At 61.4% G+C, this 15,322-nt stretch carries 18 protein-coding genes; 6 read left to right on the top strand and 12 right to left on the bottom strand.

Annotated features, from left to right (window positions below; all coding sequences use genetic code 11):
* Positions 1 to 21: 21 nt before the first annotated feature.
* The 11 genes from E5554_RS16550 to E5554_RS16500 all read right to left on the bottom strand — a co-directional run bounded on the left by E5554_RS16550 (position 22) and on the right by E5554_RS16500 (position 8,484).
* Positions 22 to 261: a hypothetical protein gene (locus E5554_RS16550; RefSeq protein ID WP_048938656.1), complete on the bottom strand. Its 240-nt coding sequence runs from the start codon at positions 259 to 261 to the stop codon at positions 22 to 24.
* Positions 258 to 605 (bottom strand): hypothetical protein, encoded by a 348-nt coding sequence (locus E5554_RS16545; RefSeq protein ID WP_234415584.1) that lies wholly within the window; start codon positions 603 to 605, stop codon positions 258 to 260. The genes E5554_RS16550 and E5554_RS16545 overlap by 4 nt, the downstream gene beginning before the upstream one ends.
* Positions 602 to 3,130, bottom strand: a complete 2,529-nt coding sequence (locus tag E5554_RS16540; RefSeq protein ID WP_048938640.1) for a TraC family protein — start codon at positions 3,128 to 3,130, stop codon at positions 602 to 604. Before E5554_RS16540 ends, E5554_RS16545 begins: the two co-directional genes overlap by 4 nt.
* Positions 3,127 to 3,747: a TraV family lipoprotein gene (locus tag E5554_RS16535; RefSeq protein ID WP_048938641.1), complete on the bottom strand. Its 621-nt coding sequence runs from the start codon at positions 3,745 to 3,747 to the stop codon at positions 3,127 to 3,129. The genes E5554_RS16540 and E5554_RS16535 overlap by 4 nt, the downstream gene beginning before the upstream one ends.
* 32 nt (positions 3,748 to 3,779) lie before the next feature.
* A complete protein-coding gene (locus tag E5554_RS16530; protein ID WP_168708730.1) occupies positions 3,780 to 5,129 on the bottom strand; it encodes a TraB/VirB10 family protein in 1,350 nt (449 codons plus the stop codon).
* The gene (locus tag E5554_RS16525) at positions 5,126 to 5,839 is read right to left on the bottom strand and encodes a type-F conjugative transfer system secretin TraK (protein WP_234415765.1); all 714 of its coding nucleotides are present in this window, start codon (positions 5,837 to 5,839) and stop codon (positions 5,126 to 5,128) included. Before E5554_RS16525 ends, E5554_RS16530 begins: the two co-directional genes overlap by 4 nt.
* 49 nt (positions 5,840 to 5,888) lie before the next feature.
* Positions 5,889 to 6,524, bottom strand: a complete 636-nt coding sequence (locus E5554_RS16520; protein WP_048938643.1) for a TraE/TraK family type IV conjugative transfer system protein — start codon at positions 6,522 to 6,524, stop codon at positions 5,889 to 5,891.
* 7 nt (positions 6,525 to 6,531) lie between these two features.
* The gene (locus E5554_RS16515) at positions 6,532 to 6,798 is read right to left on the bottom strand and encodes a type IV conjugative transfer system protein TraL (RefSeq protein WP_026109091.1); all 267 of its coding nucleotides are present in this window, start codon (positions 6,796 to 6,798) and stop codon (positions 6,532 to 6,534) included.
* 117 nt (positions 6,799 to 6,915) lie between these two features.
* Positions 6,916 to 7,245, bottom strand: a complete 330-nt coding sequence (locus tag E5554_RS16510) for a hypothetical protein (RefSeq protein ID WP_048938644.1) — start codon at positions 7,243 to 7,245, stop codon at positions 6,916 to 6,918.
* A 172-nt stretch (positions 7,246 to 7,417) separates the two neighbouring features.
* Positions 7,418 to 8,152 (bottom strand): DsbC family protein, encoded by a 735-nt coding sequence (locus E5554_RS16505; RefSeq protein ID WP_080993656.1) that lies wholly within the window; start codon positions 8,150 to 8,152, stop codon positions 7,418 to 7,420.
* Positions 8,153 to 8,202: 50 nt separating this feature from the next.
* Positions 8,203 to 8,484: a hypothetical protein gene (locus E5554_RS16500; RefSeq protein WP_048938646.1), complete on the bottom strand. Its 282-nt coding sequence runs from the start codon at positions 8,482 to 8,484 to the stop codon at positions 8,203 to 8,205.
* A gap of 360 nt (positions 8,485 to 8,844) precedes the next feature.
* Between E5554_RS16500 and E5554_RS16495 the strand changes: the two genes are divergently transcribed.
* From E5554_RS16495 to E5554_RS16470, 6 genes are all read left to right on the top strand, one after another.
* Entirely contained in the window at positions 8,845 to 9,258 is a 414-nt protein-coding gene (locus E5554_RS16495; protein WP_136187472.1) for a hypothetical protein, read from the top strand.
* A gap of 157 nt (positions 9,259 to 9,415) precedes the next feature.
* Positions 9,416 to 9,829, top strand: a complete 414-nt coding sequence (locus E5554_RS16490; protein WP_136187471.1) for a helix-turn-helix domain-containing protein — start codon at positions 9,416 to 9,418, stop codon at positions 9,827 to 9,829.
* Between the two features lie 14 nt (positions 9,830 to 9,843).
* Positions 9,844 to 10,515 (top strand): GntR family transcriptional regulator, encoded by a 672-nt coding sequence (locus E5554_RS16485; protein ID WP_080993597.1) that lies wholly within the window; start codon positions 9,844 to 9,846, stop codon positions 10,513 to 10,515.
* A 139-nt stretch (positions 10,516 to 10,654) separates the two neighbouring features.
* Positions 10,655 to 10,786, top strand: coding sequence for a benenodin family lasso peptide (locus E5554_RS16480; RefSeq protein WP_159078611.1), 132 nt, complete (start codon positions 10,655 to 10,657; stop codon positions 10,784 to 10,786).
* Positions 10,787 to 10,851: 65 nt separating this feature from the next.
* The gene (locus E5554_RS16475) at positions 10,852 to 11,517 is read left to right on the top strand and encodes a lasso peptide biosynthesis B2 protein (RefSeq protein WP_080727251.1); all 666 of its coding nucleotides are present in this window, start codon (positions 10,852 to 10,854) and stop codon (positions 11,515 to 11,517) included.
* A complete protein-coding gene (locus E5554_RS16470) occupies positions 11,514 to 13,235 on the top strand; it encodes an asparagine synthetase B family protein (protein WP_048937967.1) in 1,722 nt (573 codons plus the stop codon). Before E5554_RS16475 ends, E5554_RS16470 begins: the two co-directional genes overlap by 4 nt.
* On the opposite strand, the gene E5554_RS16465 is transcribed toward E5554_RS16470, so the two are convergent.
* The gene (locus tag E5554_RS16465; RefSeq protein WP_048937966.1) at positions 13,174 to 15,321 is read right to left on the bottom strand and encodes an Atxe2 family lasso peptide isopeptidase; all 2,148 of its coding nucleotides are present in this window, start codon (positions 15,319 to 15,321) and stop codon (positions 13,174 to 13,176) included. The two genes, E5554_RS16470 and E5554_RS16465, sit on opposite strands and share 62 nt — an antisense overlap.
* Between the last annotated feature and the right edge of the window lies 1 nt (position 15,322).

Below are 15,322 nucleotides of genomic sequence, written 5' to 3'. Positions count from 1 at the left end.
GCGCGGTCGGGGAAGCGGGCTTCAGTCGTCATGGTGCTTCGCCCACCATGGTCTGCCCTCGTCCTGCCGCTCGCCGCGTACGGCGACGATCAGCGCCGCGAGGCCGAGCACGCCCGTCACGCAGAGGAATATGCGAAGGGATGTCGGCATCGGATCCGCTGCCTGGAGCACCAGCACCGTCTGGATCAGCAGCAGGAGGTGCGTGCCGAGAAGCAGGCGGACCGGACCATGGGCGGGGGAAGAGGAGAGGATGCCGGTCATTGGCCGCGCCGCCATCTCGTGAAATGATCGAGGCCGCGATCGAAGGCACCGGTGAGGCCGATGAGCAGCATACCGCTCGCAAAGCAGCCGGCTGACACCATGATGGCCGCACGCAAAACCATGGCAGCAGGTTGGTGGAGCGCAAGGCCGGCGCAGAGAATGAGTGCGCCCATCATCAGGGTCTCGATCGTCACGAGCCGGAAGCGCCAGAACAGCGCCTGATGCTGGGCGAGGCTTGCGGCCCGTGCTTCGATCAGCGCTTCGATCGTCGGGTCAAGTTCGAGATCTAGCTGCGGGCTTGATGGTCGGGCGTGCGCGGGCTGGGGAGGAGGATTTCGCATCATGACATCTCCTGCGAGGAAGTGAATCTGGACGAGCTCAGGAGCTGCGCGGGATCGATGCCGGCCAGATCGCAGATCGCTTCGAGCGGCGAGAGGCCGGCGCGCAGGCGCGCTTCGAAGGCTGCTACCTCTTGGGGAGCGCTTGTGTTGATCCAGTAGGAGAAAGGATCGACGACGAGGCGGGCGATGCCGAGGCCGAGCGGGGAGTCGATGAAGACCTCGGAATAATGCGGCTTGTTGTTCCGGACCGACTTCAGGAGATCGAGAACGAAGCCCGAATAATCGAGGATCTTGTTCTGGACCGCGCGTTCGTAGGTCGAGCCCTGGAGCAGGAAGCGGGTGGCGGCATTTTCGAGGATCACCTGGCCCGTGCCGCCGAAGAGCAGCAGGTCGTTCATCGACTGGAGAACGACCCCGAAACTCCCCTGATACTTGCGCGCGCGCCGGTAGCCCTGGCCGAACACTTCGGCGAGGCGGGAAAGATCCTGGCCGTCGGTCCGGGTCATGAACTGGGCGGCTTCATCGCACAGGACAAATCGCGGTCGATCCCGGGCGGAGAGGTACAGTTCCTGGCTCACCGCATTCACGACCACCATCACGATGACGTTGAAGAGGTCCGGCATGGCCTTGAGGCGTTCGAGCTCCAGCACGACAAATTCGTCGGCGGAGATGTCGAAAGTGGAGGGACCGTTGAAGAAATGGCCATAGGCGCCCGAACTGCCGAAATCGCGCAGGTTGAAGGCGAGCTCGCGCGCCACCGGCACGAGATGGTCGACCTTGTCGAGGTCATGGCTGGCACCGGCGGGATAGGCGCCGAGCCAATCCCGGACCGCGTCGATGCCGGATTCCGCGCGCCCTGTGTCGATCGTCCATTGGACGGCGGATTTGAGCAGGTTCCATTCGGACGTCGTGACGCCCTTGCGGGTCGCGGCATTGGCCATTTCCGCGACGATCGCGACCGCCATGGAGATGGCGGACTGGCGGTCGTCGCCATCGAGCGCAAAGCCCATATCGAAGGGGTTGAGGACCAGCGCTTCCTCGCCAATGTCGATATAGCGGCCCGAGCAGAGGGTGCAGAGCTTCCGGTAGCTCCCGCCGATATCGATGATGCGGATGAGCGCGCCCTGGGCATAATATTGCAGGCAAAGATTGTTGAGGAGGAAGCTCTTGCCCGCCCCGCTCTCGGCCGAGACGATGAAATTATAATTGTTGATGCGCGGGTCGAAGAGATCGAGCGTGATGAGCTGGCCCTTGCGCCCGACATAGAGAAGGGCAGGGCGACCGCCGCCACGAAAGTCGGTCTGGACAGGCGCCAGCAATGCGGCCGCCTTGGCCGGCATCGGAAGATCGCGCTCCAGCATCCGCAGCGTCCGGCGCTCGGGGTAGAAGCCGAAGGGAAGGCTCATCGGCAGCAGGATGGGATTGAGATAGCTCTCCTCCTGCATCATCCAGGGGAGGGGTTCGCTTTCCCAAAGGCGCTTGGCGCGGGCGGCCATTTCGCGGGCCTGCGCCCTGTCGCGGCCGAAGACCCAGACGGTGGGGATGACCGAGACGAAGCGGCTGTTGCCCGCTTCATCCAGCACCCAGCCAATTTCCTCGATCTGCTTTCCCACCTCGACGGCGAAGCTACCGGCGGCCTTTTGCGCGGAGAGGATCTGCGCGCGCTTGTGGATTTCGAAAGCCGAATGATCGAAGAGGATGTTGAGCGTGTAGAGGAAGGGGCCACCAATCTGGTCGCTATCTTCGGCCGCGCCGCGCATGCCGCCCAAGAGGCGATTGCAGCGCTCCGCCGTCACCCGGCGCGCGGGCGATTTGGGCGTCAGGCAGCGGGCGACCTGGTTTCCGAAATAAAGCTCCGGGCCATCGAAGAGCAGGTCCGGGCCTGCATCGATAATCTGCTTGCGCACCGGACGCGCGGGATTGTCTGCGGTCCCACTGGCGAAGACGCCGGGCGCGGGATCGAAGGCACCGTTGAAGATCCGGCGATAGAAGCTCACCAGCGCTTCGGGCGCCATGCGCACAATGCCGAGTTTGGAGAGTTGCTCCTCGATCTGGCGGCGGAGGTCTGCGCCCAGCGGTTTGCGCGACTTGATCGCGAGCAGGACCCGGAAATTACGAATGGGGATGCCGTGAAGGGCGGAAAGTCCTTCGGTGCCGTCGCGCAGATATTGCGCCGTGCGCCGGGCCGATGCCTGGACGAGCGGATCGGGCCGGGATTTTAGGTCGAGATAGGCGTCGAGCGCCTGGTCGATGAGCGGATCGGCAAAGCAGTGGAGCTGGACCACGGTGCCCGTGCCGAACTGGATGTTGAGAAGCCCAAGCAGCGCCTGATGGACATGGGCGAAGAGATAGGCCGACGGCACCAGTTCCCAGGCTTGTCCCCAGCCGTCGTCGATCGTGAGGAAGGCTTCCTCTTCCTCGACCCAGCTCACCATGGGGAGGAAGTCGGAGTAGGTGTCGCGCGAGACGCTTTGCCGCAGGCGCTCATAGGTCATGCCGCCGCCATGGCGCGTTCCAAGCCCCCTCATTGATCCTGCTCCCGGGCCTGATCCTGTGGCGGCGCCGGGATATCGCTATCGGGGTGCGTAGGCTTGGCCTTGGTCTGTTCAAGGATCGGTGCGCGTGCGGCCGCCTCGGTCGGATTGACGAGATAATCGCCGACCACCCACTGCGGCTTGTCGAGGATAGAATAGACGTAGCGCGGCATGTAGAGCCGTTCGGGCCGGTCGCGATCGGCATAGGGCAGGATCAGCGTGCGGATCGTTCGTCCGGGTCTGAGCATCGGCGTGACCGGCGCCTCGACGAGGCCCTGAAGTTCCCGATAGACGCTGCTTCGGTATCCCACATAGCCATCCGCCGCGGATCTGCGGCCGGTTCTCTGTGTGTCGGTGTTCCGGGCACTTTCGCCGGTTTTGCTGCCGTTCGTGACCTTGGGATCGGATTTCGATGCCCGGCCAGCCACCGCGTCGGCATAGGCCTTCTCGGGATGGATGCACTGGCCATGATCGCTGTTCTTGCAGCTGAACTTCTCAGGATAGGGCGACATGGCCGAGCCAAGCGTGGTGCAGCCGGGCAAGATGCCAAGAAGGAGGAGCAGAGCGGGGGTGGAAAGCCGAGCGCTCCCGCGCGGGTGCTGGTTGGGCATGGGATGATCTCCCTGAAGGTGGCAAGTGCACATCAGAATTTGGTGGCCGTGGTGGGTTTGATTTCCAGAGCCAGACCCTCCTGGATCACGACCACCACATCCTTGGCGGCGCCGACCTCGACGATGGGGCCGGCCTGGCGCGCGAGATCGAGATAGAAGTCAGTGAGCTTGTCGGAGGATTTGGAAAGGCCTCCTGCTACGCCTGTCTTGAGCGCATCGCCTGCGTCCAGGGACCGGACGGTACCGAGCGCTGAGGTCGAGGTGTTGCCAAACGTATTCTCGACGCTCTGGCTGACCCCTGCGATCGTGCCAGCAATGAAGCTACGGGCGAGCGCTGCGCCGGCACGAGTGACGACCTTGCCCGACAGTCCCTTCTTGCCGTCGGTATCGACGAAGAAGCCCTTGATCGGCTGATCGATAACCGATCGCTCATCAAAATCGACGCAGGACAGCGAGATGAGCTGGACCTCGACCCGTTCCTTGGCAAGACTCCCGGTAGCATTGCCGATGACAAAGCAACCAGAAAGGTTGGCCTTCACATCATTGGGCAGCACGGCGGGCGCCTCGACGCGGGCGATCAGCGGTTCCGGATTGCTCGTCGCGTCCCGGCTGGCGAGCGCGTCGATCCCGGTCAGCAGCCGCGCCTTCATGAAACCAGGCGGCAAATAGATCGTCCTGGTCTTTTTTTTAGCGCCATTTGGAGCAGCCGATCCTTCGGCGACGACTGCGCTCGTCGCGGCGCCGATCGCGCCGACCTGGCGCTCGACCGGCGGCGCTGGCGGAGCGGCCGGCGCGCTTGGTATCGGTGGCGCCGGCAGGCTGCCGTCGGCACGTTCGAGTTCGCTTGGTGTCGGGCTGGGCGGAAAGGCCGGGATGTCGCCCGGCATGGCATTGGGGAGGTCGCCGTCTGCTGCGTCGCTCGATGCTGGACCGGCGGTTCCGATCCGGCCCTCCTCGATCGCTGTGACCCGGTCGCCGAGCAGGTTCTGCCCATCGAGGATCTTCTTGAGATCGCCGCGTACCTTCGTTTCAAGGCTGTCGCCGCGAAGGCCCGCCCCCATGTCGAGCTTCGATGCCGCCGGCGCCTGGGGCGTGGTGTCCTCCGCGCTGTGCGAGGCGGAATAAAGACCATAGCCGAACAGGGCGACCAGCACGCCGATAGCGGCCTGGCGTGCGCGCAATTGTTGATGGGGGCTGAGCGTCGCCCAGCGCGCCTTCAAATCGAGAAGGGCCGGGCCGCGCAGGTGAAGAACGCTGTTGTCCTTGTTGGTCGTTGCAGAGGACGGACGGGTCGGCCGCGAATGGCCCCTCGCGCCGCTGCCCTGCGCGGGCGAACCGGGCGCGTCTGGGCTTTGGGGCATATCCTGTCGTTCATCGCTCATAGCCCGTCTCCTCGGCGCAGGATGATGAGGCGGGCGGTTTCTCCGGCACGAAGTGAGAGCCGATCGAGCGTCGCGCTGAAGATGCGGGCGCCGAGCGCTGCATCGAGGAAGAGGCGCTCGTCGACGCCGATGTCGCTTGTGGCTTCGACCCGATATTCCGATGCGTTGAGGCCGGCGCCCTCGATGGTGACGCGGCGGTGTTCGGTGATGTGCAGCGCGGGCGCGGCGGGCAGAGTGATTTGCCGGCTGGCGGTTGCCACCTCGGTGAAGCTGGCCGGTACACGATCCTGCAATAGGGACAGGGTGATCGAAACGGCGCGATCTTCCTCGGCGAGCGGAGCCAACAAATCCTCATTGGCACGGGCGCGCTGCCGGGCGCCGGGCACCAGCGTAATCGTCTGCGCCGGGATTTCGGAGGGTTCGGCGTAAAGCGGGTAGATCGCGCCGTTGCACGTGACGAAGAATTCGGACGGCGTCGTCACATAGCTGCGGGTGATTTGGCCGCCATCGTCGCTTTCGCGGACAAGGAATTTGACCCAGGCGTCGCCGCCGCCTTTCTCGACTGCTAGGCCCTTCTCGGCGGAGAATTTGACATCCTCTATCTCGCCGGCCTGGCAGATGAGATGATTGACGTCCCGGTTCGAGAGCCGGATCGTGCTGGTCTGGTCGGGCAGTGCCTGGATCGATTGCGCGTGTCCCGGCGACGCCATGGCGATGAGAGGCAGAAGGGTCAGGGCAGCGCGAGACGCGCGCACTCGGTTACCGAAGTTCGGCATCAAATTTCTCCTCGGTGAGGGACAGGATCCAGAAGCGGCCGGCATCGATCGTGTATCGGATGCGCAGATTGCCCCGGAATTTGCGGATGACGCCGCCGATGACGCGGATCTTCTCGACGGGTACGAGGATCTGGCGATCGGTCCAGGTGACAGGCTGATCGGGCCGGATATAGGTGGCGATCGAGAGCGTCGGATTGTTGGCGAGCTCATCGAGCACGGCATTCAGGCTGTCCCGCAGGCCATTATAGGCAGTCGGGTGGACGATGCTGAGCAACTCCTGGAACTGCCGGTCGGCAGAGAGGGCGGAATAGGTGCCAGACAGCGCGACGATGTTGCGCGTCATGGCGCGCAGATAGGCCGAAGAGGGCTTGCCGCCGGTTACATAGAGATCGCCGCTGGCGCCAAAGGGAATGACGATCGTGCGCTGGTTCTGGGACGTTGAGTAGAGCGCCATGACCAGCACGGCGGTTATGCCGAACAGGCCGACAATCGAGAATTTGAGCAGCCTGTTCTCCTCGAACAGGTTGGACGATCCCTGGAGATAGCGGTGAATGCCGAAGCTTGCCGGTTTGCCGAGCAGCGGGTCGGCAGCCTCCTGGGGCAATTTCTGACGAAACATGGGGATCTCACTCGCAAAAGCGGGTCTGGGTCGGCCCGGGATAGTGGGGGAGGCGGAGCAGCCCCCAGCGCCAGGCCAGGTGGGGCACGAAGCCGCGAGGCTTGGTCCGCTTCCAGGGAATGAAAAGGAGAAGGACGCCGAGGAGCGACCAGCCCACCAGCCCGCCGACGATGACGGCGACGAAGATGGTGGAGACCACGAGGATGAACTCCTGCGCGTCGAACCAGAGGATCTGGACCGGCTTGTGCAGAAATTGTGGAAGTCTCTCGTCCACGCCCTTCTCCCTTGCTTCACCCACATCTGAACAGATGTGAGGGTTACGAAGAGCGCGGTTCGCTCTCCGTCCGGCGCGGGGCGGTTGAGGCCCCGCGCTGGTCTGTTGAGCCTGTCTTCAGACGATCATGCCGAAGGTCTGGAGGATGGAGTCCGCCCGGATGAGGCAGACGGCGGCCACGATCGTGGGAATGCCGATCATGATGTTCGAGAAGAGCCGCGAGACGCCGAACAGGAAGGCGGCGACACCGCCCACAAAGCCCAGCGGTCCCTTCACGCCCTGGTTCACCACGATATCGTAAATATCGTAGCCAAGGTCGCCCGCGGTCGGCGCCTGAAAGGCGTGGGCGGCCGATGCGAGGGCGAGGGCGGCGACGAACGTTCCCACGGCATCGGCCGACGCAAAAGACGGGCGACGCAGCCGCGGCAGATGTGCAAGCTTGATCATTTGCTTAAGTCTCCGGACATAAGAGGAGCCGCCCCAAGACATGCCTGCCGGCACCGACTGGGTGTTCGCTGTCGGCCGACGACAGGCTGGGTGGCTCCTCGGGATCGGGCGCCGTCGTCGGCATCTTGAGGCCCCGGCCGCCATGCAGCCTTAAGGCCCGCCAGAATTGGGATCAGGTCGTGGGCTTGGCCGACGGCCGCTTTTTGGCGAGCCAGGCTTCGATCTCGGCTTGGCGGAAACCGGATATGAGCTGCCCATCGAGAATGAGCGTCGGAGTACCCGATATGCCCATGGATTTGACCGCCTGCGCATGAGCCTGAACCTGGGCCGCGCCATCCGCGCACCGGTTGAGGGGCTTTGGCGGCTCACCGGCATAGGTGGCGCGGAACGCGGCTTCGCGGTCCTTCGCACATAATATGTGCTCGGCCTTCGACGCCGCCTCTGGATGGATGCCGGACACGAAGTAGATCTGGCGGCGCACCGGTTTGCCTTCGGCCGCCTTGGCAGCCCAGAAGCGATCGAGCGCGCGGCAATAGGGGCAGTCGGGGTCGGTGAACTCGATCACCAGTGGGGCACCGGGCGGACCGATCAGGAGCGCTTGGCTTTGATCAAGGTTTTTGAGATTGGCTCGAGCCGCGGCATCCTGGGACAGGGCCGTCAGGTTGACGCCATTCTTGTCGTAGATGGTCGCGAACAGGAGATGATTGCTTTCCGGCGCGTAATAGAGGATCCGGCCGCCGGCGCTGGCCTGGAAGAGGGGGCCATGGACGGGCGATGGCGCAAAATCCTCGAACTGGAGGTTCGTGAAACTCTGATGCAGCTTCGCCTCGGCTTCGGTTGCTGCTGCCGTCAGGAGCGCGGGATCATCGATCGGATCCGCGCCCGCTGTCGTGGCGGCCGATGCCATCGCTGCGCCAGCAAGGAGCGCGGCGATTGAGAGAATGCGGGATGCAGTTGTCATTGCGGCTGCTCCGATTTCCGGGATTTGGGAGAGAAAAGCGCGGCGTCGATCGCGACGGATCGACCGATCAAAACGGTTGCCGGCTCCGCCTCAGGGCGGGGTGGGGGCACCGACGTGATCGCAAACGCACCATCGACAGGGCGAATGACGAGTGTCGGGCTCTCCACGATCGACACCGATTTTGCGAAGGCATCTTGTTTTGGAGCCGCAAGGGAGGGCATAGTCACGGTCATGAGAATGACGAAGGTCGGTGGTCCGAAAGGAATAACCCTGACCATGGTTCATACCTCCTTTTGTCCGGGCGCCTCTCGACTGCCTGGGTGATGAACGGTGTGACCGGGAGCTTCGTTCGTTCGGGTAGACTTGCCATCACCGGTCCGTTGTTTTGGATCGATGTCCGGTCGACCCCCGCCCTGCAATGGCCAGGGCAATGTTGTGCCGGTGCAGGGTACTGACGTGCCGCTGGAAGGCAGTGAGATGCCGGGATCAGGCAACGTCGTGCCGAATGGGCACGGCAGTGCCGATCGGGCGTTTACCAACCTGTGACCACAAACTGATCCGATGGTTCCGCACAGCCCATTTTCAACAGATTTGTGCGGCCGATTCGTTCTGGTGCGCGAAGGACAGAAGGAGCATCCATGGCTGGACCGGCAACGCGAAGTTACAGGCTGACCATGTCCGACCGGGGCCTGAGCCTATTCCTGCAATGTCATTTCCGTTTCTGCTCCGTCGCCAGCGATCTGCTGTCCTATGGCAACACATTGCATGCTGCGGTGACCCTGCTTGCCGCTCGCGAGCTGGACGAATTGGTGGCAGACCTTGCCGAGCCTGAGACCTCGCAGCTCTTGGGCAGCATGCAGCATTATGTGGGTGCCCCCCTCGATCTGGGCAGCATGGCCCGCGAAATCAGGGACAGAGTTTCGGAATATGGCGCAATTCACGCGCCTTCGCTCGGCACCATATATGTCGCGGCGCTGAACCATATGAGCGCCACCAGCGAGAAGGATATGGCCCGCATCTGCGCGATATTGCGCCGAACCCAATCAGCCTGAATCCTGCCGGCTGTTCACCCGAAGGGAGTGGGACTATCTGAAAAATCGTCTCAAAATGAGAACGATAGCCTTTGACCGCATGAGCAAAATGCATAGCGTAGGCTGATCGGGTAAGTGCCATTGGGAGTTTCGAGACAATGTCCGGGGGTGCCTGTACATGCAGACTCGAAGACTTCAGACCAAGGATGACGGGCTGGTTCTCTCCACCATCAAGGAGATTTCCGGCAGACGTATCGAAGAGCGCCGCCGACGTGACCGGATCACTCAGCCGCAGCTGGCACGTGCCGCTGGGGTGAGTGTTCGATGGTTGCGGGAGATTGAGGCGGGCAATCCTAAATCCAAGCTGGATGAGCATTTGGCATGTGCGCATCGGCTGGGGCTATCGACGGCTCACATCATGATCCCGCTACTTCTCATGGAGCGAAAAATGTCAATCCCCCAGGAATTGCTTCTCGACGAGGATCTGTCCGAATTGGAGGATCGCTGCATCGCTCTCATTTTTGAACATTCGTCCAGCACACTCAGCAGGCGCAGAGCCTCCTTTTTTGAGGATGCTGACGATCACGAATAAGGGCTTGTCGCGCGATGTCTCCTGAACCGATCACTGCGGATCGTATCTATCGGCGCCTGAAACAGGATATTCTGGACGGAATATTGAGGCCCGGCGCGCCGCTCGTGGTGCAGGCCTTGGCGGACCATTATGGCGTCAGCATATCGCCAGTGCGCGACAGCGCACACCAGCTCGTCGGTGAGCAACTTCTGGCATCGAACCTGGGTGGCGGCTTCGTCGTGCCGCTCGTCACAGCTGATACGTTGCGCGACCTTTACACTTGGCACGGATATCTGGTGCGCCATGCCCTCAAAGCGAGGGAGCCGTCGCAGGGCGACCTTGAAGCGGTCGAGGTGCTGCAGCGGCACGGCCCGCTTCATCCTCGCGAGTTGCGCGATGCCGCTAATAGCCTTTTTAGCTTCATCGGTAGCCGGCCCAAAAATGCGGTTCATTCGCGCGCGATCATGATGGCCGGTGACCGTTTGGCCATTGCCCGACTCCATGAGCCTCTTGTCTTCGACAATGTGCAGGATGAGCTGCTCGCGATCTGGAACCTGACAAGGAGCGGTAGCGATGGGGCCATCAGAGAGGCGATTTGGGCCTATCACCGACGTCGGATAAGGCGTGCGTCGACGGTAGGGCATCGGATTCTCTCGAATGTGTCCAGCCTTAACTCACCGAAAAGACATAGAATTCCTGAAACTTAAAGCGCGCTGGAAGCCCAACCTCCTGCGTCGGTCAGATTAGGTGGCATATTGGGAGCGTATAAGGTCGCAGATAAGTCGGCCCCTCTCCTAAACTTCTGATCGCTGCCACTTGGCAGTTTTCTTGAAGATGGAGGTTGTTATGGAACGTCTGGAAAATCTCGAAAGTGACATGATCGATCTCGGCCACGCGAGCGCCGAAACGCAGGGCATCGGCCTGGTCGATCGGGACAACCCCGCCGGTCAGCAGCAGACCGGCATTCTCGACGAATAATCGGCCGACCCGGCGCGCGATTTCGCGCGCCGGGGCATCTTCCTATCTATCAGAGGGCTTGCATCATGCTGGCTATTTTGCGTCCGGGGCTTGCCTATTGCCTGACCGGAGGACAGGCGGTCTTTCTCGATCTCGCCGCTGATCGCTACTTCGCCTTAAGCCCTCAGAAAACTGCCGCTTTATCAGCTTGCCTCAATGAGGATCGCAGCCAGGATCTGGATCCGGCCATGCGCTACTTCCTCGACGAAGGGATATTGGTCCCCCAGTCGGCGGAGCGCGCTGAAGCGGACCTACCCGATATCATGTTGCCGGCCCGCGATGCCCCGCCATGGCGACCTAGATCGATCCGCCCTGGATCGGTCGCACGAGCCATGGCCGTTCTGCTCGCATCGCGATTAAAACAGAAATTCAGACCGGCGACCTTGTTCGCTGATGGATTGGATTCGCGCTGGTCGAAAGCGAAATCTGGCCATGCGTGCGGCGCGGATATTCATGATCTGATCGAAGCGATGGCACGAGCAGAGCGATTGCTGCCGGTGAAGCTGAATTGCGTCAGCCGAACGCGGGCGCTCAAGCATTTCCTGAAGGGCCAGGGCATCGACAGCGACATGATCGTGGGCGTGAGGCTCCATCCATTTTCTGCGCATTGCTGGCTGCAGGTCGGCGACATGGTGCTGAACGACACGCTCGAGGGCATTGCGCCCTACACGGTGATCCGAGGTATCGCATGAGCAGCTCCTACTCTTTCGTCATGGATGGTGGGTTGTTCGGAGAGCGTTTCCGTTCAGCCGTAGGGGAGGAGAGCGGTGGAACGTCAATCTCCTTGAACGCTGTTTCCAGCGACCTTGATCATTATGAGGCGAGCGATGATCGCGGCCGGCATTTGCTGTTAGTGGGCAATCTCTTCGACCGCGTTGCGAACCGCATTGTACCGCCCCCTGATTTCCCAGCTCTCCTGCGAGAGAATGATCCGATCGGCACATTGCTGTCAGAATATTGGGGGCGTTATGTGGCTCTCCTCCACGATAATCGCACCGGCCAGATCGAAATGGTTCGCGACCCATCTGGCCAGGTACTTTGCTACTATCGACGTGACGGAGACCGGCTGCTGGTTGCGAGTGACGCGAACCAACTGTTCGCTGGCCCGGCCATGCCCGAACCCGATTGGGCGGCGATGGCCATGCACCTGCGCAATCCCATGGTTCGAACGCAGGACAGCTGCGTTCAAGGCGTGTGCGAGCTTTTGCCAGGTTTGAGCCTCAGATCGTGCGCTGACGGTTTTCAAACTCTGGCGCGATGGCTGCCACGGATCGAAGAAGCCATGATTGAAAAGCCGGTCGACCAGATAGCCGATCGACTGAAGCGAGAGATTGAGAATGCAGTGTCGGCCTGGGCACGGCGTTTTCCCCGGCCATTGCTTGGACTGTCGGGCGGCCTGGATTCCTCCGTCATTGCGGCCTCGCTCAGGTCGCGCAAGGATGATGTGAACTGCCTCAACGCCATCTCTGGAACCGGGAGGGGCGACGAGAGAAGCTACGCGGCAGCGGTCGCTGATATGTACAGCTTCCCGCTGCATGAGGCCGTGCTGGACGTTGCCGATATCGATTATGCTAAGTCGCTTGCGGCACCAAAGCCGCGGCCGTCATCCAGCGCCTTTACGCAGGCAATCGATAAGGGATCGGCGAGGGTGGCTGAAGCCTGCGGAGCCGAAGCCCATTTTAGCGGGGGAGGCGGGGACAACATCTTCGCATTCATCCATTCTTCCTATCCCGCGACCGACTGCCTTCTGGATACTGGCATCGGTGCGACGTACCGATTGACCTTATCCAATCTGGCGCGGATGACCGGTTGTGATGTTTGGCAGATATTGTCGCGATCGCTCCGCCATGGAATGTTAGCCAGACGGCCGTTTGTGCAGAGGGTCGATGAGCGATTTCTGTTAGCAAAGAACCCTGAAGCCCTGCCCGTACATCCATGGATCGAAGGCGGCGGCAAGCGGCGACCAGGCAAGCGGCAGCATATCGCGGCGACCCTTGAGGCCATTCATTTTACCGAATTTCTGAATATTGGCGGGCTGCCGACGATCTATCCGTTGCTCTCGCAGCCACTGATGGAATTTTGCCTGTCCATTCCAGTCTGGCGCTGGTCGCAAGGCGGGGTCGACAGATCGCTTGTTCGCGAAGCCTTTCGCAAATTGCTGCCGCAGCAGATCATTGACCGCCGGTCGAAAGGATCGTTCGGGCAGCTGTTCGAGGCAGGTTTCATGCGTAATGTCGACGTGATCAGGACCATGCTCTTTGAGGGCCAACTCGCCGAGCATGGCCTGATCGATCGTGCTGCTTGCCTCGACGCCCTCAGCGTCCCGGAAAAGCTGCGTCCCGAGATTATCAGCCGTCTAGCAATTTTCGTGGACGCGGAGGCGTGGCTGGCGGCACGAAGCTGCCATTGATCATCGGCTCGATAAAGATGCGCCGAAGCCAATCGACCACCCTGCGGTAAACCGCCAAACGGTGCGCGGGCTGGAATTTTACATGCCCCTCTGACGGAAATATGTACATCTCTATAGGCCATTTGCTGGCTCGGAGAACTTCATATGTGTTGAGCGCCATTCGATACTCCTCCTCTGACGCCTGGATCAGGATAGGGACAGGGCGCTTCATTGCATGCATCGCGAGGGACGATTGTGACCAGAAATCCTTCGCTGGATCGCCGGGTGAGGGGTAGCCGAAGCTCTCATACCATTTTTGATATCCCTCACCGTTGCCGATCATCATGCTCGGGTCTTCGCAGCAGGTGCTTAGCGCGGCGGCGGCGAATTTTTCCGAGTGGATCAGTGCGAATGTCGCGGTGGTGGCGCCATCGCTTTGGCCGGTGATCGCCACTCGACGAGGATCGACGATACCGTCATGGGCGAGGCGGTCTATTATGGTCTCCAGCGCCGACAATATACTCCGTCGATCGATCCAGCCTTTCTGGTTTGCCTGCAGATATTCATCATAGGTGACAGCGGGGCCGTGAAGCGCAAAAGCTTTCGGTTTGTTGAAGCTGAGCACTGCGAAGCCGCGCGCGGCCAGCAGCTGGATCGGATATTCGTCCGCCGTGCCGCCGCGCAGGAAGCCCCGCGATTCATATTGGACGATGACCAGCGGAAGTGGACCCTTGGCCTGACGGCCGGCTGGAAGGACGAGATCACCGAAGCTTTCGATCCCGAAGCTGTTTTTCCAGATCAGGCGCTGGACGGTGCCAAGCCGGTACTGCGCAAATTCCGGATTGGGTTCGAAAATGGTGTCGGCGGCGCCAGTGTCCACTTTGATCGAAATGATATGACGTGGACGCAGGGATGTTTCGCGGGCGCAGATGAGCCGTTTGCCTGCCGGCCCGCACCCGAATAACGCGTCATTGGTGAGCATGATCCTGCGGGGCGAACCACGCCCCGGACTCCAGGCATAAAGTCCGGTCCTCTCATCCGTCGCCCCTTCGCGCGTCGCAAAGATGAGCAGCGTCTCGCCGAACCACCAGACGTCCGTGACATTCTGGCATTCAGCGCTCGCACAATCATATGTCACAGAGCCGATGCGGGCGTGCAGCCGGGCAGGCTGGCGAAATTTTGTGGGGTCGTCGGCAATCGACCATGCTGCGTGATTGCCATCGATCTTTGCATAGGCCCGCGTCCCTACCGGGCGCGCGCTACCGGTAGGGGCTAGCCGTTCCTGCTCCTGCGGTGTTGCCATTCGAACAGCGGCACTTCCAATGTCGACTGTCTGGAGAAACGCTGGAACCTGATCGGAGGGAAGGGGCCGGTTGCTGCCAAGGGGCCAGAAGCGCTCGTCATACCGATAGCCGTTCAAGCCCTCGCGGGCGATTTCTTGCCTGGCTGCTACAAGGCCAGGTCGATTGCGAAAAATGAGGGCGTCGCTGGTTCTGGACCATTCCATCGCTTCCACATCAACATCGGAACGGAAGAGCATGTGAGGGTTTGAACCGTCGGAATGAACGATCCAGATTTCAGCCTTGCCGCCGACCTGTTTGACATAGGCGAGGGATCGACCAGTCGGATCCCATCGAATGAGGGGGGGCTTGGGAATGCCGAGTGGAATGCCGACAACACCATATTTGTCGAAGCTGGCTCGTTCAATTTCCCCGGCATCATCGACGACCCTTGGGTCGCTGTGCCCGGCGGTCGGGATCAGCACGAGAGCAGAGCAATAGCGGTTCGTCACCGGATCGGCGCGTCGAAGCTGGAGCGCGACTATGCGACCGTCCGGGGAAAGCTGCATCGGGGCGGCATCGAGTGAAAGGCTTCCAAAATCCCGCAGGCCAATCAGCGCTTCTGCACTGATATCTTTGAGTTCCTTGTTTCTGATCGCTGGGTTTGGGAGAGAGCATGGGGTGCTCTCTCCCTCCGTCGCGATGCCGCTGCGGGGTTGGGCCAGAACATGCGTCGCCATGGACAAGGGTATGGCGGCGAATATCAGAGCCCGAGCAACATCGAACGGATATGGCCTTTTCGTTTTCGCGAACCGACTGGTCATCATG

Source organism: Sphingobium sp. PAMC28499 (assembly GCF_004795815.1).
Classification (GTDB): Bacteria; Pseudomonadota; Alphaproteobacteria; order Sphingomonadales; family Sphingomonadaceae; genus Sphingobium; species Sphingobium yanoikuyae.
This window is presented reverse-complemented; position numbering and strand designations above follow the sequence as displayed.

Coding starts and splice junctions, on each gene's coding strand:
- E5554_RS16550 (WP_048938656.1), bottom strand. CDS start 261: ATGACCGGCATCCTCTCCTCTTCCCCCGCCCATGGTCCGGTCCGCCTG.
- E5554_RS16545 (WP_234415584.1), bottom strand. CDS start 605: ATGATGCGAAATCCTCCTCCCCAGCCCGCGCACGCCCGACCATCAAGC.
- E5554_RS16540 (WP_048938640.1), bottom strand. CDS start 3,130: ATGAGGGGGCTTGGAACGCGCCATGGCGGCGGCATGACCTATGAGCGC.
- E5554_RS16535 (WP_048938641.1), bottom strand. CDS start 3,747: ATGCCCAACCAGCACCCGCGCGGGAGCGCTCGGCTTTCCACCCCCGCT.
- E5554_RS16530 (WP_168708730.1), bottom strand. CDS start 5,129: ATGAGCGATGAACGACAGGATATGCCCCAAAGCCCAGACGCGCCCGGT.
- E5554_RS16525 (WP_234415765.1), bottom strand. CDS start 5,839: ATGGCGTCGCCGGGACACGCGCAATCGATCCAGGCACTGCCCGACCAG.
- E5554_RS16520 (WP_048938643.1), bottom strand. CDS start 6,524: ATGTTTCGTCAGAAATTGCCCCAGGAGGCTGCCGACCCGCTGCTCGGC.
- E5554_RS16510 (WP_048938644.1), bottom strand. CDS start 7,245: ATGATCAAGCTTGCACATCTGCCGCGGCTGCGTCGCCCGTCTTTTGCG.
- E5554_RS16505 (WP_080993656.1), bottom strand. CDS start 8,152: ATGGCATCGGCCGCCACGACAGCGGGCGCGGATCCGATCGATGATCCC.
- E5554_RS16500 (WP_048938646.1), bottom strand. CDS start 8,484: ATGGTCAGGGTTATTCCTTTCGGACCACCGACCTTCGTCATTCTCATG.
- E5554_RS16495 (WP_136187472.1), top strand. CDS start 8,845: ATGGCTGGACCGGCAACGCGAAGTTACAGGCTGACCATGTCCGACCGG.
- E5554_RS16490 (WP_136187471.1), top strand. CDS start 9,416: ATGCAGACTCGAAGACTTCAGACCAAGGATGACGGGCTGGTTCTCTCC.
- E5554_RS16485 (WP_080993597.1), top strand. CDS start 9,844: ATGTCTCCTGAACCGATCACTGCGGATCGTATCTATCGGCGCCTGAAA.
- E5554_RS16480 (WP_159078611.1), top strand. CDS start 10,655: ATGGAACGTCTGGAAAATCTCGAAAGTGACATGATCGATCTCGGCCAC.
- E5554_RS16475 (WP_080727251.1), top strand. CDS start 10,852: ATGCTGGCTATTTTGCGTCCGGGGCTTGCCTATTGCCTGACCGGAGGA.
- E5554_RS16470 (WP_048937967.1), top strand. CDS start 11,514: ATGAGCAGCTCCTACTCTTTCGTCATGGATGGTGGGTTGTTCGGAGAG.
- E5554_RS16465 (WP_048937966.1), bottom strand. CDS start 15,321: ATGATGACCAGTCGGTTCGCGAAAACGAAAAGGCCATATCCGTTCGAT.